Genomic DNA, 14,204 nt, shown 5'->3' with positions numbered 1-14,204 from the left:
AGCTTAGGAGGCGCCACCGACAGCGGGTGCCGCCGCCACGGGCACGTCGCCGACGTGCAGCCAGAAGAACGCCTGCGTGCCGAGGGTCAGGGTGACCTTGCCCTCGTCGTCGAACGAGGGGAACTGCGCTCCGCCGAAGAGGTCGACCAACGTGCGCCCGGCGAACTGCGGGGCCACGATGTCGACCGAGGTCGGGTTGTGACCGAACGAGAAGACGCAGAGGATGTCCTCGGCCGAGTCGCCGAACTGCGTGCCGGCCCCCTCGTAGGACCGGACGAACGACAGGACGGACTCCTGGTTCGTCTCGAGCACCTCGAGGGTGCCGAGGCCGAAGGTCGGGTGGGCCTTGCGCACGTGGATGACGTTGCGGACCCAGTGCAGCAGCGACCGCGACTGCGCCAGCTGGCTCTCGACGTTGACCAGGTTGTAGTTGTAGACGAGCGACTGGACGACGGGCAGGAAGAGCTTGCCCGGGTCGGCGGTCGAGAAGCCGGCGTTGCGGTCGGGCGTCCACTGCATCGGCGTGCGGGACGAGTCGCGGTCCGGCAGCCAGATGTTGTCGCCCATGCCGATCTCGTCGCCGTAGTACAGGAACGGACTGCCGGGCAGCGAGAAGAGCAGCGCGTGGACGAGTTCGAGTTCGGCGCGCGAGTTGTCGAGCAGAGGAGCGAGGCGACGACGGATGCCGATGTTCGAGCGCATGCGGGGGTCGTACGCGTACCAGCCGTACATCGCCTGCCGGTACTCCTCGCTGACCATCTCGAGGGTGAGCTCGTCGTGGTTGCGGAGGAAGACGGCCCAGGCCGCGCCCGGGGGCACCTCGGTCGTCTCGGAGAGGATGCGCTTGAGCTCGTCGGCGCTCTGGGCGCGCAGCGAGTAGAAGATGCGGGGCATGACCGGGAAGTCGAAGGCCATGTGGCACTCCGGCTCGTCCTCGGTGCCGAAGAACGCCGCCGTCTCGGCGGGCCACTGGTTCGCCTCGGCGATGAGCACGCGACCCGGGAACTCCTCGTCGACCATGGCGCGCAGACGCTTGATGAACTCGTGCGTGGCCGGTTCGCCCTCGCCGTTGCCCTCTTCGGTCTCGAACAGGTACGGGATCGCGTCGAGGCGGAGCCCGTCGACGCCCATCGCCAGCCAGTGACGGACGACGTCGAAGACCGCTTCCTGGACGGCGGGGTTCTCGAAGTTGAGGTCGGGCTGGTGCGAGAAGAAGCGGTGGAAGAAGAACTGACGACGCACCGGGTCGAACGTCCAGTTCGACTCTTCGGTGTCGACGAAGATGACGCGGATGTTCGAGTACTCGTCGTCGGTGTCGCGCCAGACGTAGAAGTCGCCGTAGGGGCCCTCGGGGTCTTCGCGGCTCTGCTGGAACCACTCGTGCTGGTCGCTGGTGTGGTTCAGCACCATGTCGATGACGATGCGCATGTTGCGCTCGTGCGACTTCGTGACCAGGTCGCGGAACTCGTCGAGTGTGCCGAACTCGGGCAGGATCGCCTTGTAGTCCTGGATGTCGTACCCGCCGTCGCGCAGGGGCGACTGGAAGAACGGCGGCAGCCAGAGGGCGTCGACGCCGAGCCACTGCAGGTAGTCGAGGCGGGTGAGCAGACCCTGGAGGTCGCCCGCCCCGTCCCCGTTGCTGTCGACGAACGACCGCACCATCACCTCGTAGAACACCGCACGGCGGTGCCAGTTGGGGTCGAGGGTCAGTCCGGGCTGCTGGATCGGGGCAGTGAAGCTCACCCGCCCACCCTACGGGCGCGCGCCCCGGGACGCGCACTCCGACCAGCGCGTCGCTCGTAGACTCGGGCTCGTGATCGTCCGACCCCCGCGCGTGAAGTCGCCCTACCGTGCCCGCCTCGACGCCCGACCGGTGCGCGACGACGCCGTCGAGGTCGCCGGCAGCCTCACCCGCTACTGGACGTACGAGCCGCCCGAGGGGCAGGAGGCGCGGGTCACCGTCGTCGCGGTGCACGGCTTCCGGGGCGACCACCACGGTCTCGAACCGGTCGTGGCGCACCTCGACCACGTGAGGGTGGTCATGCCCGACCTGCCGGGCTTCGGCGAGTCGACCCCGCTCGACGGCGAGCACAGCGTCGCGGCGTACGCGCGCTGGCTGACCGCGTTCGTGGCGACCCTCTCGCTCGGTGACGACGTCGTGGTGCTGGGGCACTCGTTCGGCTCGATCGTCACGTCGGCCGCGGTGGCCGACGGGCTCCGCGCCTCCCGGTTGATCCTGGTCAACCCGATCGCCGCCCCCGCCCTGCAGGGCCCTCGCGGCGTGGTCACGCGTCTGGCCGTCTTCTACTACTGGGCCGGCGCGGCCCTGCCCGAACGTGCCGGCCAGCAGGTGCTGCAGAACGCGGCCGTGACGAGGTTCACCAGCCTCGCCATGGTCAAGACCCACGACCGGGCCCTGCGCCGGTGGATCCACGACCAGCACGACAGCTTCTTCTCGCGGTTCTCGGACCGTCGCGTGGTGCTCGACGCGTTCCGCGCATCGGTCTCGAGCGACGTGAGCACGTACGCCGCCCGCATCAGCGTGCCCACCCTGCTCGTCGCCGCCGACCGCGACGACATCACCGCCCTGCCCGCCCAGCACCGACTGCAGGCGCTCTTCCCCGACGCCACGCTCGACGTGATCGAGGGCGTGGGCCACCTGATCCACTACGAGAAGCCGCGCCAGGCCGCCGCCGCGATCGAGGCCTTCGTCCGATGAAGATCGTCGTCGACTGCCGCTACGTCCGCGTCGGACGCCACGACGGCATCAGCCGCTTCAGCGCCGGCGTGGTGTCGGCGCTGGCCGAGCGCCACGAGGTGACGATGCTGGTCAGCGACCCCCGCCAGCTCCACGCGTTGCCCGACGCACCCCACCTGCTCGTCAGCGCGCCCACGAGCGTCCTCGAGCCGCTCGTGGCCCGGCAGGTGAACACGCTGCGCCCCGACGTCGTCTGGTCGCCCATGCAGACCATGGGATCTGCCGGACGCCGGTACCCGCTCGTCCTGACCCTGCACGACCTGATCTACTACACGAACCGCACGCCGCCACCCGAGTTCGCCTGGCCGATCAAGCTGCTCTGGCGGCTGTACCACCTGGCCTGGTGGCCGCAGCGGGTGCTCCTGAACCGGGCCGACGCCGTCGTCACCGTGAGCCGCACGACGCGGGACGAGATGCGTCGTCACCGCCTGACCCGGCGCCCCGTGACGGTGGTGTACAACGCGGCCGACCCGGTCGACCCCGTCGAGCCCCGCACCGCGCCGGTGAGCCGCGACCTCGTCTACATGGGGTCGTTCATGCCGTACAAGAACGTGGCCGCGCTGGCCAGGGCACTGCCGTTGCTCGACGGGTACCGACTGCACCTGATGAGCCGGGTGTCCGGGGCGGAGCGCGCCTCCTTGACGGCCCTGGCACCCGCCGGGTCGCTGGTCTTCCACGACGGGGCGAGCGACGACGAGTACCGCGAGACCCTGCTGGGGGCGACGGCCGTCGTGACGGCCTCGCGCGCCGAGGGCTTCGGCATCCCGCTCGTCGAGGGCATGGCCCTCGGCACGCCGGCCGTGGTCAGCGACATCCCGATCTTCCGCGAGATCGGCGGAGACGCGGCGCTCTACTTCGACCCGTCGTCGCCCGCGTCGATCGCCGCCGCCGTCCGACGACTCGAGGGCGAGTGGGAGGCGCGCTCGGCCGCGTCGGTCGAGCAGGCCGCCCGGTTCAGCTGGCGTGACTCGGCCGACGTGCTGCTGCGCCTGCTGGCCGACGTCGCCGCAGCGGGCGGCCACCGGCGTCGACGCCCGGGACGCTGACCCACCGGCGCCCGGGACGCTGACCCGTCGGCGGCCGGGGCCGGCGGCTCAGGCCGGTTCGGCGGCGTCGCGCTCGAGGGGGTTCTGGTACTCGAACGAGTAGGTGCCGGCGCGTTCGGACTCGACCTCGATCGGGTCGTCGAATTCCCGCAGCGTCAGGGCGTCGCCCGTGAACTCGAACGAGTGGACGGACCCGTTGCGGATGGGCACTCCCAGGTGCGCGTCGGTGTCGGGGGAGACGTGGTTCACGACCGCCCTGATGACCGCGCCGTGCGTCGCGACGACCACGGACGAGCCGTCGCCGTGCCGTGCCGCGATCGCGGCGAGGGCGGGCAGCACCCGTGCGACGAGGGCCCCGCGGCTCTCACGACCGGGCACCGGGGTGCCGTGGGGGAACCGTGCCTCGACCTGCTCGCCGGTCAGCCCTTCGGCGTCGCCGTAGCGACGCTCGGCGACCTCGGGGACGAGCTCGGGCGCGGCCAGGCCCAGGCGCTCGGCGATGAGGGACCCGGTCTCGGCCGCGCGCGACAGAGGGCTGGCGACGACGGCGTCGAACCGACGCCGGGCGAGCAGGTCGCCGGTCTCTCGGGCCTGCGACCGACCGAGGTCGTTCAGGGGGATGTCGGTGGAGCCCTGGATGCGCCGGGCGCGGTTCCAGTCGGTCTCGCCGTGGCGGACCAGGTACAAGAGCGTCATCGTTCCTCCGGTGGGCACGGCCCGGGGGTCAGGCGCCCAGGTGCTCGGCCAGGGCCGCCAGGGTCTCCGACGTGCCGGCGTCCAGCTTAACCGTGGCCCGCGAGTCGCCCTTGGTGACGCCGCGGTTCAGGACGACCACGGGCAGCTTGCGGCGCGTCGCCTGGTCGAGCAGGCGGATGCCGCTGTTGACGACGAGCGAGGAGCCAGCGACGAGCAGCGCCTCGGCGCCGACGACCATCGAGCGCGCCTCGGCGAACCGCTCGGTGGGCACGAACTCGCCGAAGAACACGACGTCGGGTTTGAGCAGGCCGCCGCACACCGTGCAGGTCGGCACGACGAACGCGTCGATGTCGTGCACCTCGACGTCGCCGTCCGGGGCGAGCCGCACCTGGTCGGGCTCGTCGATCCAGGGATTCTCGGCGGCGAGGCGGGCCGCCACCATGTCGCGGGCGAACGCCTGCCCGCAGGTGAGGCAGACGACGCGGTCGACGGTGCCGTGCAGGTCGACGACCCGGCGCGACCCGGCGCGGACGTGCAGGTTGTCGACGTTCTGGGTGATGACGCCGTTCGTGACGCCGGCGGCCTCGAGCCGGGCCAGCGCCCGGTGCCCCTCGTTGGGCCCGGCGGCACGGAAGGACTTCCAGCCGAGGTGGCTGCCGGCCCAGTAGCGCTTGCGGTAGCTCTCGCTCGAGAGGAACTGCTGGAAGGTCATGGGGTTGCGGGGCGGAGCGCCCTCGCCCCGGTAGTCGGGGATGCCCGAGTCGGTGCTGACCCCCGCCCCGGTGAGCACGGCCACGCGGCGCCCGCGGAGGGCCTCGACCGCGGCCTCGAGGGCCTGCTCGTCGGTGGGGGCCGCGGGGGCGTTCGACACGGGTGGGGCTCCTTCGGGTGCGGTGACGCTAGCCTAAACGCGTCCCCCTCCGATTCGATTCCAGCGGTCGCCCGTCCGCCGGGGCCGTCCCCCGTGGAGCACCGTGCACGTCACCCGCATCACCGACCTCGACCACGAGGCACTCGCCGACTACAACCGGCTCACCGACGTCGCGCTGCGGCGCGTGTCCGAGCCGGAGGGCGGCCTCTACATCGCCGAGTCGACCAAGGTCATCGAGCGGGCGCTGCGGGCGGGCCACGTGCCCCGGTCGGTGCTGATGACCGATCGGTGGTTGCCCGACATCGAACCCCTCGTGGCCGACCACGAGGGCGAGATCTTCGTCGGCGACGCGGCCCTGCTCGAGACGCTGACCGGCTACCACCTGCACCGGGGGGCCCTCGCCGCCATGCACCGTCCCGAGCTGCCGACGGTCGAGTCGGTGCTCGACGGCGCGCGGCGCGTCGTCGTGCTCGAGGACATCGTCGACCACACGAACGTGGGCGCGATCTTCCGGGCCGTCGCCGGTCTGGGGGCGGACGCCGTCCTGATCACCCCGCGCTGCGCCGACCCGCTCTACCGGCGCAGCGTCCGCGTCAGCATGGGCACCGTGCTGCAGGTCCCGTGGACGCGCCTCCCCGAGTGGCCGGCCGGTGCCGGGCTGCTCCGCGAGGCGGGGTTCGAGGTGGCCGCCCTGGCGCTGAGCGACGACGCGGTGACCCTCGACGCCTACGCGGCCGCGCCTCCGGACCGCGTCGCCCTGCTGCTCGGCACCGAGGGCGACGGGCTCAGCCGGGCCGCCCTGCGGGCCGCCGACACGGTGGTGACCATCCCGATGCTGCACGGCGTCGACAGCCTCAACGTGGCCGCCGCCTCGGCCGTGGCCCTCTGGGCCCTGCGTCTGCCGGCGGACGGGTCGGCGGCGGTCGCGTGACCGGTCGCGTGACCGGAGTCGACGGGCGTCGTCGACCCGGCGTGGTCCGGAGGCGCGTGGGCGTGGTCGCGCTGCTCGCCCTGGTCGTCGCGGTCGGCGGCTACGTCCCCCTGGCACTGCTCAGCCCGCTGGCGCCCGCCGCGGCGGACGTCGCCTCGTACGCCGCACCGGCCGAGGAGGCTCCCGACCTGACCTTCCCCGCCTACGGCGCGACGGCGGTCGAGGCGATCGGCTGGGACGACAGCCTGACGACGAGCGGCGACGAACGACCCCGTCCGATCGCGAGCATCAGCAAGGTGGTCACGGCCCTCGTCGTCCTCGACGAGAAACCCCTCGACGGCGGTGACGGCCCGTCCCTCACCTTCGGCCCGGCCGAGGCGGCCCTGGTCGACGCGTACCGCGCACGGAACGGCAAGGTGGCACCGATGGCGGCCGGGCAGGTCCTCACCGAGCGGCAGGTGCTCGAGGTCATGCTGATCGAGTCCGCCAACAACTACGCCGAGGTGCTGGCCCGGTGGGCGTTCGGCAGCGACCAGGCCTTCGTCGACGCGGCGCGGTCCTGGCTCGACGGCCACGGCCTCTCGTCGACCACGCTCGTCGAACCCACCGGGTTGTCGCCGCAGAACACGAGCACCTCGACCGACCTGATCGCACTCGGCCGACTGGCCCTGGCCGACCCCGACGTCGCCCGCACGGTCGGCACGGCGACGACGTCCGTGCCCGGCATCGGCGAGATCAGCAACAGCAACGAACTGCTCGGGCTGGACGGCGTCGTCGGCATCAAGACGGGGACGCTCGACGAGGCCGGCGCCTGCCTGCTGTTCGCGGCGGACTACACGATCGGCGGGCGACGGGTCACGGTCGTGGGCGCCATGCTCGGCGGCGTCGACCACGACCAGCTGGACCGCGACGTGCAGGCCCTGCTCGCGAGCGTCGCGGAGGGCTTCCGGACCATCACGCTGACCAGCCGCGGCGACGCCTTCGCCGACTACGAACTGCCCTGGGGCGACGAGGCCCGAGCGGTGGCCGCGGAGGACGCCACCGTCCTCGTCTGGGGCGACGAGACCGTGCAGGCGTCGGTCGAGACCGACGACGTGGGCGCGGCCCCGGTCGGGACGCGCGTGGGCGACGTCACCTTCACCGTCGACGGAGAACGGCACGTCGTGCCCCTCGAACTCGACGCGGGCATCGGCGAGCCGGGCGCCTGGTGGCGCTTGACGCATCCCGACGAGGTGTTCTGACCCGAGCGTCAGTCGTCGGTGCGGTGGACCACGGTGACGGCGTCCGGTCGCTTGGCCCGGACCAGGTCGCCCGACGACTGGTGCCGGATGCGCCGTACCACCCAGGGCACGAGGTACTCGCGGGCCCAGCCCATGTCGTCGGCCCGTGCGTTGCGCCAGGGGCGACGCTCGAGCGGCTCGGGCTCGTAGGGCGCGAGGTCGTTCTCGACCGCGAGGGCCTGCAGGACCATCCGCGCGATCGTGTGGTGGCCGAGGGGACTGAAGTGCAACCGGTCGGGCGCCCACATCCGTGGGTCGACGAGCTGACGCAACGCCCACATGTCCGCGACCACCGCGTCGTGTCGCAGCGCGATGGCGTGGACGTGCTCGTTGTAGATCGCGACCTTTCCGCGGAGACGACCGAGGACCGGGGTGAGGCCGATGTCGGGCCCGGTGAAGACCACGACCGTGGCACCGTCGGACCGCAGTCGTGCGACCAGTCCCTCGAAGCCCGCGGCGACCTCGTCGGGGTCGGTGCCGGGACGGATGATGTCGTTGCCCCCGGCCGAGACCGAGATGAGGTCGGGCCGCAGGGCGAGCGCGGCCTCGGACTGCTCGTCGATGATCTGCTTCAGCAGGCGGCCCCGGACGGCGAGGTTGGCGTAGGCGAAGTCCTCGGTCGAGGAGCCCAGCACCTCGGCGACGCGGTCGGCCCAGCCCCGGTGCCCCCCGGGGGAGCGCTCCTCGGGGTCGCCGATCCCCTCGGTGAACGAGTCGCCGAGGGCGACGTAACGGGACCACGGGTGTTGCTGACTCATGCCACCAAACTACTCTCGACGCGTGCCCGCACCGAAGCCCGCCCCTCCGTCCGACCCGACCCGCGCCTCCTGGTCGCCCGGCGAGCTGCTGCCCGACGAGCTGCTCGAGCGCTTCCGGGGGCGGGCCGCCGACCACGACCGCGAGAACACGTTCCCCCACGACGACCTCGCCGAGCTGCGCGAGCGCGGCTACCTGAGGGCGTTCGTCCCGGAGCACCGAGGAGGCGCGGGTCTCGGACTCGAGCAGGTCGCGTCCCTGCAGTCACGCCTCGCGGCGGCGGCCCCTGCCACGGCGCTGGCGGTCAACATGCACCTGGTCTGGACCGGGTGCGCGGCCGTGCTGCACGCCCGGGGCGACGACTCGCTCGACCTCGTCCTCGAGGACGCCGCGCACGACGAGGTCTTCGCCTTCGGGGTGAGCGAGCCCGGCAACGACCTCGTCCTGTCCGACTCGGTGACCTCGGCCGAACCCACGGGGGACGGCGGCTACCGGTTCACCGGCACCAAGGTCTCCACGTCGCTCTCGCCGGTCTGGACGCGCCTCGGCGTCTTCGGACGGGACGACTCCGACCCGGAGGCGCCGGCCCTCGTCCACGGGTTCGTCCAGCGCGAGCAGCCGGGCCACGCCTCGCTCGGGGACTGGGACACCATCGGCATGCGCGCCACGCAGAGCCACACGACCCGGCTGACCGGGGTCGAGGTGCCCGCCTCACGCATCGTCCGTCGACTGCCCGTCGGCCCGAGCGACGACCCGTTCGTCTTCGCGGTCTTCGCCGTCTTCGAGACGACCGTCGCCGCCGTGTACCGGGGCATCGCCCGCCGGGCCCTCGAGCTCGCCGTCGAGTCGGCACTCGGGACGACCTCGCGGCGTGCCGGAGGAGCGGCGAGGGCGCTCGACCCCGTCGTCCGCTGGCGCGTCGCCGACGCCGGACTGGCGGTCGACGGACTCGAGCCGCAGGTCGACCGGGTCGCCCGCGACGTCGACGAACTCGTCGACCACGGGGCCGACTGGCCTCGCCTCGTCGTCGGGCTCAAGACGCGCGCCACCGGGACGGCCCGCGCGGTGGTCGAGCAGGCGGTCACGGTGGCCGGGGGGTCCTCGTACCGGTCGTCCTCCGAGCTCGGGCGCCTGCAACGGGACGTCCTCGCCGGACGCTTCCACCCGTCGAACACCGACTCGGCGCACGCGACCATCGCGGCGGCGCTCCTCGGACCGGGTTCCTGACGGGTCGACGCACGCGGCCGCACCGGGGGCCGCACCCCGGGCGACGACGATGTCGGTGGCGCGTGTGAGGATGCTCCGGTGAGCAAACAAGACGGCAGCGGGCGGATCGTCACGACGGTGCCGACCGACGACGCGACCGCGCCGATCTTCCACGTCGACATGGACGCCTTCTTCGCGTCCGTCGAGTTGCTCGACCACCCCGAGCTCCGGGGCCGACCCGTGGTCATCGGGCACCGCTCCGACCGGTCGGTCGTCACGGCCGCCACCTACGAGGCCCGCAAGTACGGCGTCAACTCGGCGATGCCCATGGCGATCGCGTTGCGTCGCTGCCCGCAGGCCGTCGTGCTCGAACCGCACTTCGAGAAGTACCAGCACTGGTCCTCACGAGTCATGTCGATGTTCGACGACGTCACGCCCCTGGTCGAGCGCCTCGGCATCGACGAGGCGTTCCTCGACGTCAGCGGGTCGATCCGCCTGATGGGTTCGCCGTTCGAGATCGCCACGGCACTGCGTCGTCGGGTCCACGCCGAGACCGGGCTGCACTGCAGCATCGGGGCCGCGTCGACCAAGTTCGTCGCCAAGCTCGCGTCGAGCGTCGCCAAGCCCGACGGGCTCCTGCTCGTACCGCACCGCCACACCCTGGCCTTCTTGCACCCGCGGCCGATCAGCGCGCTCTGGGGCGTGGGCGGCAAGACCGAACAGGTGCTGCTCGACCGCGGCCTCCGAACGGTCGGCGACGTCGCCTCGGCCCCTCTCGACATGCTCGTCCATGCGGTCGGGCCAGCCGCGGGCGCGAAGCTGCACGACCTGGCGTGGGGTCGCGATCCCCGCAGCGTCCACACCGAGACGGCCGAGAAGAGCGTCGGCAACGAGAACACGTTCGGCACCGACGTCGTCGACCCCGTCGTCGTCCGACGTGAACTCCTCCGCCTGAGCGACAAGGTCGGCACCCGTCTGCGGGCCGCGGGCGTGAGCGGTCGCACGGTCGTGCTCAAGTTGCGGACGACCGACTTCGTGACGATCACGCGGTCCCGGACGCTCGCCGACCCGACCGACCTCGGGCGACGCATCTACGACGAGGTCGTGTCCCTCTACGAGGCCACGGGCAAGCAGCACGAACGCATCCGGCTCGTCGGCGTGCGCGTCGAGCAGCTCAGCGAGGGGACGGGCGGTGACTCGCTCGGCCTGTGGGACGACGACGCCGACTGGCGCGAGGCGGAGTCGACCATGGACGCCCTCCGGGCCAAGTTCGGCTCGGCCATGCTGACGCCGGCCTCGCTGCTCGGCACCTCGCGGCGTCGACCCGGCGCCTCCGGTCGAGATGCGGGTGCCGCGTCCGTCGACGACGCCGGTCGAGGGTAAACTCGGTTCGAGTGAGCACCGCCAACGCATCCGACCCCGCCGGGGGTGAGCAGCACCTCGACGGCCTCTCGTCCGACCCTCTCGACGTCGGCGTCTCGGCAGGCAACTCGGCCGCCGAACACCTCTCGCCCGCGTTCCCCGAGCGGGCCGCCTGGGGCACCGCCAGCAAGTTGCGCGCGTGGCAGGCCGACGCCCTCGAGCTCTACTTCTCGACGATGCCGAGGGACTTCCTCGCGGCGGCCACACCGGGCGCCGGCAAGACGACGTTCGCCCTCCGCCTCGCCACCGAACTCCTGTCCCGCGGCGAGGTCGACCGCGTCGTGGTCGTCGCCCCCACCGAGCACCTGAAGCGTCAGTGGGCCGACGCCGCCGACCGGGTCAACCTCCGCCTCGATCCGATGTTCAAGAACGCCGACGGCACCTTCGGGCGGCACTACCACGGCATCGCCGTCACCTACGCCCAGGTCGGCATGAAGCCCGAGGTGCACAAGGCCATCACGACGGCCGGTCGAACCCTCGTCATCCTCGACGAGGTGCACCACGGCGGCGACGCGCTCAGTTGGGGCGACGGCATCCGGGAGGCCTACACCGGGGCCACCCGCCGTCTCTCGCTGACGGGCACCCCGTTCCGGTCCGACACGGCTCCGATCCCGTTCGTGCAGTACGCCCCGGACGAGCACGGCATCCGCACCTCGAGGGCCGACTACTCCTACGGCTACGGCCGTGCCCTCGCCGACGGGGTGGTGCGACCCGTCCTCTTCATGGCGTACGCCGGCCAGATGCGCTGGCGCACCCGGATGGGCGACGAGATGAGCGCGTCCCTCGGCGAAGCCGTGACGAAAGACATCACGGCCCAGGCCTGGCGTACGGCGCTGTCGCCGCAGGGCGACTGGATCCCGGCCGTGCTCTCGGCGGCCGACAAGCGCCTCACCGAGGTGCGCCGGGGCGTGCCCGACGCGGGGGGTCTCGTCATCGCCACCGACCACACCGCGGCTCGGCAGTACGCAGCCGTGTTGCAGAAGCTCACGGGTGAACGCCCCACCGTCGTCCTGAGCGACGAGAAGGCCGCCTCCGACCGCATCCAGGCCTTCTCCGACGGCGACAGCCGCTGGATGGTCGCGGTCCGGATGGTCTCCGAGGGCGTCGACGTCCCGCGTCTCGCCGTCGGCGTGTACGCCACCTCGGCTTCGACGCCGCTCTTCTTCGCCCAGGTCGTGGGACGGTTCGTCCGAGCCCGCCGACGGGGCGAGACCGCGTCGATCTTCCTGCCGAGCGTGCCCAGCCTGATGGCCCTGGCCAACCAGCTCGAACTGCAGCGCGACCACGCGCTCGACCGACCCACCGACGCCGACGACGGCCTGTTCGCCCCCGAAGAAGACATGATGGCCGCGGCCAACCGCGACGAGAAGGCGTCGAGCCTCCTCGAGCAGCAACCGTTCGAGGCCCTGGACTCGCAGGCCTCGTTCGACCGGGTGCTCTACGACGGCGGCGAGTTCGGCACCGGAGGCGAGATCGGCAGCCTCGAAGAACTCGACTTCATCGGCATCCCCGGTCTGCTCGAGCCCGACCAGGTCCGCGACCTGCTGCGGCAGCGGCAGGCCACCCAGGCACGACGGGCTCCGAAGACCGGGTTGCCCACGACCGCTCCGGTCGACGAGGCCCGACCCCTCTACCAGACCATCAAAGAGCAGCGGCAAGAGCTCAGCCGGCTCGTGTCGATCTGGTCGCGGCACTCGAACGAACCGCACGGGCTGATCCACGCAGACCTCAGGCGCATCAGCGGGGGCCCGTCCGTCGCTCAGGCCAGCACCGAACAGATCCAGAAGCGAATCGACGTGTTGCGCGGCCGCCTCGGCCAGCGCGCCTGACCCGGGTACGATCGACCGATGCTCGACGAGAACGTCCCCGACCGGTGGACCGTGCGCGCCGACCCCGAGGGGGCACCCGAGGCGGTCGTCGAGCGCTTCGGCGGCGGCTACCGACTGAGCCGGTGGAGCCCGACCGACGCCGAGCCGGCCCGCCTGGGCGTCTACACGTCCCCCGAGCTCGCCGAGACCGCCTGGTGGCGACTCGTCGACCGCGAGCGGGGTCAGGGCAGGCGGACGATGTCGACCAGGCGGACGGGCCTCGAGGACGCCTGAGGGACGCCGTCCGGGGCCGGGCACACCCTGGTGCCCCCGCTCGGGCCGAGCGTCGAGACACCCTCGTCGCCGCACAGCAGCACCGGTCTGACCTCGAAGGGCCGTCCTCGCCCGAGCGCCCGGAGGCCGTCACCCCACCGGCGGTCCGAGGGACGGGGCGACGCGGCGCCGACCCTCTCGAGGACGAACGCCACGGTCGCGGCGCCGAACTCCGTGGCGACGGCGGCCAGGGCATCGCCGTAGTGGTCGAGGGCGGCGGTGTCGGGCACCTCGGGGATGCCCTCGAGGGGCACCATGAGGGGGAGGGGGACGTTGTCGTCGTCGAAGAACAACGTCCAGAGCTGGCGACGCACCGCCGACGGGACGATGGCCTCGACGTGGCGGACGAGGTCGTCGACGTCCTGGACGGGCGCGTGCGGATCGGGGACGCGTCCGGGATCGGACGCGGCGAAGGCTGCGACCGGGTCGGCGGGAGGGCGGTCGAGGGTGGTGTCGAGGACCGAGGTGAGTGTCATGGGTCGAGCATCTCGGGCCGCCACCGCTCCCGGACGGTTCTCCCCAGCCGCATCGATCGACGAGGATCGACGCGGGGCTGGGGAGGATCGATCAGCCCTGGAGTCGCACGGAGTCGCCGACGGCGACCGTCTCGCCGCCCTGGCCCGGCGCCCCGGACAGTGCCCGGAGCGCCCTGCGGAGCACCGTGCTGGACGTGCTCATGGTGTACGGGAAGTAGACGACCTCGACCCCGACCGCCCCGAACTCTCGCTCGAGCCGGAGGCCCTTCTCGGTGCCCCGCCAGTCGTCGCCCTTGAAGAAGACGTCGAAGCGGAGCTCGCGCCAGACGTCCATCTTGTCGGGCACGGTCTCGGCGTGGACGCCGTCCACGACGTCGATGTGGCGGACGATCTCGAGCCGTTCGGCGAGCGGTACGACGGGGGAGATGCCCTTGGTCACCTGCAACATCTCGTCGGACACGACGCCGGCGATGAGGTGGTCGCACTGCGCGGACGCGTGCCGCAGCAGGTTCAGGTGGCCGATGTGGAACAGGTCGAAGGCGCCGGCCGCGTAGCCGACCCGGCCCGCGCCTCCTCGTCCGCTCCCGCCGTCGACGGGGTCGAGGGCGAGGCCGGTGGCGG

The 14,204-nt window shown here is 72.2% G+C and carries 14 protein-coding genes; 8 read left to right on the top strand and 6 right to left on the bottom strand.

Features of this window, described 5'->3' with window-relative positions:
* Nucleotides 1–3: 3 nt before the first annotated feature.
* Entirely contained in the window at nt 4–1,743 is a 1,740-nt protein-coding gene (gene treS, locus EDF21_RS01390; RefSeq protein WP_056045180.1) for a maltose alpha-D-glucosyltransferase, read from the bottom strand.
* 70 nt (nt 1,744–1,813) lie between these two features.
* Between treS and EDF21_RS01385 the strand changes: the two genes are divergently transcribed.
* Nucleotides 1,814–2,719: an alpha/beta fold hydrolase gene (locus tag EDF21_RS01385; protein ID WP_233568320.1), complete on the top strand. Its 906-nt coding sequence runs from the start codon at nt 1,814–1,816 to the stop codon at nt 2,717–2,719.
* A complete protein-coding gene (locus EDF21_RS01380) occupies nt 2,716–3,804 on the top strand; it encodes a glycosyltransferase family 1 protein (protein ID WP_123570064.1) in 1,089 nt (362 codons plus the stop codon). Before EDF21_RS01385 ends, EDF21_RS01380 begins: the two co-directional genes overlap by 4 nt.
* 48 nt (nt 3,805–3,852) lie before the next feature.
* On the opposite strand, the gene EDF21_RS01375 is transcribed toward EDF21_RS01380, so the two are convergent.
* Both EDF21_RS01375 and EDF21_RS01370 read right to left on the bottom strand, forming a co-directional pair.
* Nucleotides 3,853–4,500 carry a histidine phosphatase family protein gene (locus EDF21_RS01375; RefSeq protein ID WP_123570063.1) on the bottom strand — a complete coding sequence of 216 codons (648 nt, stop codon included), beginning with the start codon at nt 4,498–4,500 and terminating at the stop codon, nt 3,853–3,855.
* Between the two features lie 28 nt (nt 4,501–4,528).
* Nucleotides 4,529–5,371 carry an NAD-dependent protein deacetylase gene (locus tag EDF21_RS01370; protein ID WP_056045171.1) on the bottom strand — a complete coding sequence of 281 codons (843 nt, stop codon included), beginning with the start codon at nt 5,369–5,371 and terminating at the stop codon, nt 4,529–4,531.
* A gap of 103 nt (nt 5,372–5,474) precedes the next feature.
* Here EDF21_RS01370 and EDF21_RS01365 point away from each other — a divergent pair, with 103 nt between their 5' ends.
* Nucleotides 5,475–6,302: an RNA methyltransferase gene (locus EDF21_RS01365; RefSeq protein WP_123570062.1), complete on the top strand. Its 828-nt coding sequence runs from the start codon at nt 5,475–5,477 to the stop codon at nt 6,300–6,302.
* A gap of 8 nt (nt 6,303–6,310) precedes the next feature.
* Nucleotides 6,311–7,543, top strand: a complete 1,233-nt coding sequence (locus EDF21_RS01360; RefSeq protein ID WP_158612832.1) for a D-alanyl-D-alanine carboxypeptidase family protein — start codon at nt 6,311–6,313, stop codon at nt 7,541–7,543.
* Nucleotides 7,544–7,551: 8 nt separating this feature from the next.
* Here EDF21_RS01360 and EDF21_RS01355 read toward each other — a convergent pair whose 3' ends face one another.
* Nucleotides 7,552–8,340, bottom strand: a complete 789-nt coding sequence (locus EDF21_RS01355; RefSeq protein WP_056045163.1) for an SGNH/GDSL hydrolase family protein — start codon at nt 8,338–8,340, stop codon at nt 7,552–7,554.
* A gap of 22 nt (nt 8,341–8,362) precedes the next feature.
* On the opposite strand from EDF21_RS01355, the gene EDF21_RS01350 reads away from it, so the two are divergent.
* The 4 genes from EDF21_RS01350 (at nt 8,363) to EDF21_RS01335 (ending at nt 13,068) form a co-directional block, all read left to right on the top strand.
* Nucleotides 8,363–9,565 (top strand): acyl-CoA dehydrogenase family protein, encoded by a 1,203-nt coding sequence (locus EDF21_RS01350; RefSeq protein WP_233568319.1) that lies wholly within the window; start codon nt 8,363–8,365, stop codon nt 9,563–9,565.
* Nucleotides 9,566–9,643: 78 nt separating this feature from the next.
* Nucleotides 9,644–10,927: a DNA polymerase IV gene (gene dinB, locus EDF21_RS01345; protein ID WP_056045159.1), complete on the top strand. Its 1,284-nt coding sequence runs from the start codon at nt 9,644–9,646 to the stop codon at nt 10,925–10,927.
* Nucleotides 10,928–10,938: 11 nt separating this feature from the next.
* Complete coding sequence (locus tag EDF21_RS01340) at nt 10,939–12,795, top strand: DEAD/DEAH box helicase (protein ID WP_056045156.1); 1,857 nt, start codon at nt 10,939–10,941, stop codon at nt 12,793–12,795.
* Nucleotides 12,796–12,813: 18 nt separating this feature from the next.
* Nucleotides 12,814–13,068 (top strand): hypothetical protein, encoded by a 255-nt coding sequence (locus EDF21_RS01335; RefSeq protein WP_056045153.1) that lies wholly within the window; start codon nt 12,814–12,816, stop codon nt 13,066–13,068.
* On the opposite strand, the gene EDF21_RS16625 is transcribed toward EDF21_RS01335, so the two are convergent.
* Together EDF21_RS16625 and EDF21_RS01325 are read right to left on the bottom strand one after the other, a co-directional pair.
* Nucleotides 13,017–13,583 carry a hypothetical protein gene (locus EDF21_RS16625; protein WP_158612831.1) on the bottom strand — a complete coding sequence of 189 codons (567 nt, stop codon included), beginning with the start codon at nt 13,581–13,583 and terminating at the stop codon, nt 13,017–13,019. The two genes, EDF21_RS01335 and EDF21_RS16625, sit on opposite strands and share 52 nt — an antisense overlap.
* 91 nt (nt 13,584–13,674) lie before the next feature.
* A complete protein-coding gene (locus EDF21_RS01325; RefSeq protein ID WP_056047412.1) occupies nt 13,675–14,115 on the bottom strand; it encodes an adenylyltransferase/cytidyltransferase family protein in 441 nt (146 codons plus the stop codon).
* Nucleotides 14,116–14,204: the final 89 nt, after the last annotated feature.

The organism is Frigoribacterium sp. PhB118, from assembly GCF_003751725.1.
Classification (GTDB): Bacteria; Actinomycetota; Actinomycetes; order Actinomycetales; family Microbacteriaceae; genus Frigoribacterium.
Note: the sequence above shows the minus strand (reverse complement) of the source record. Positions and strands in the feature narration are given on the sequence as shown.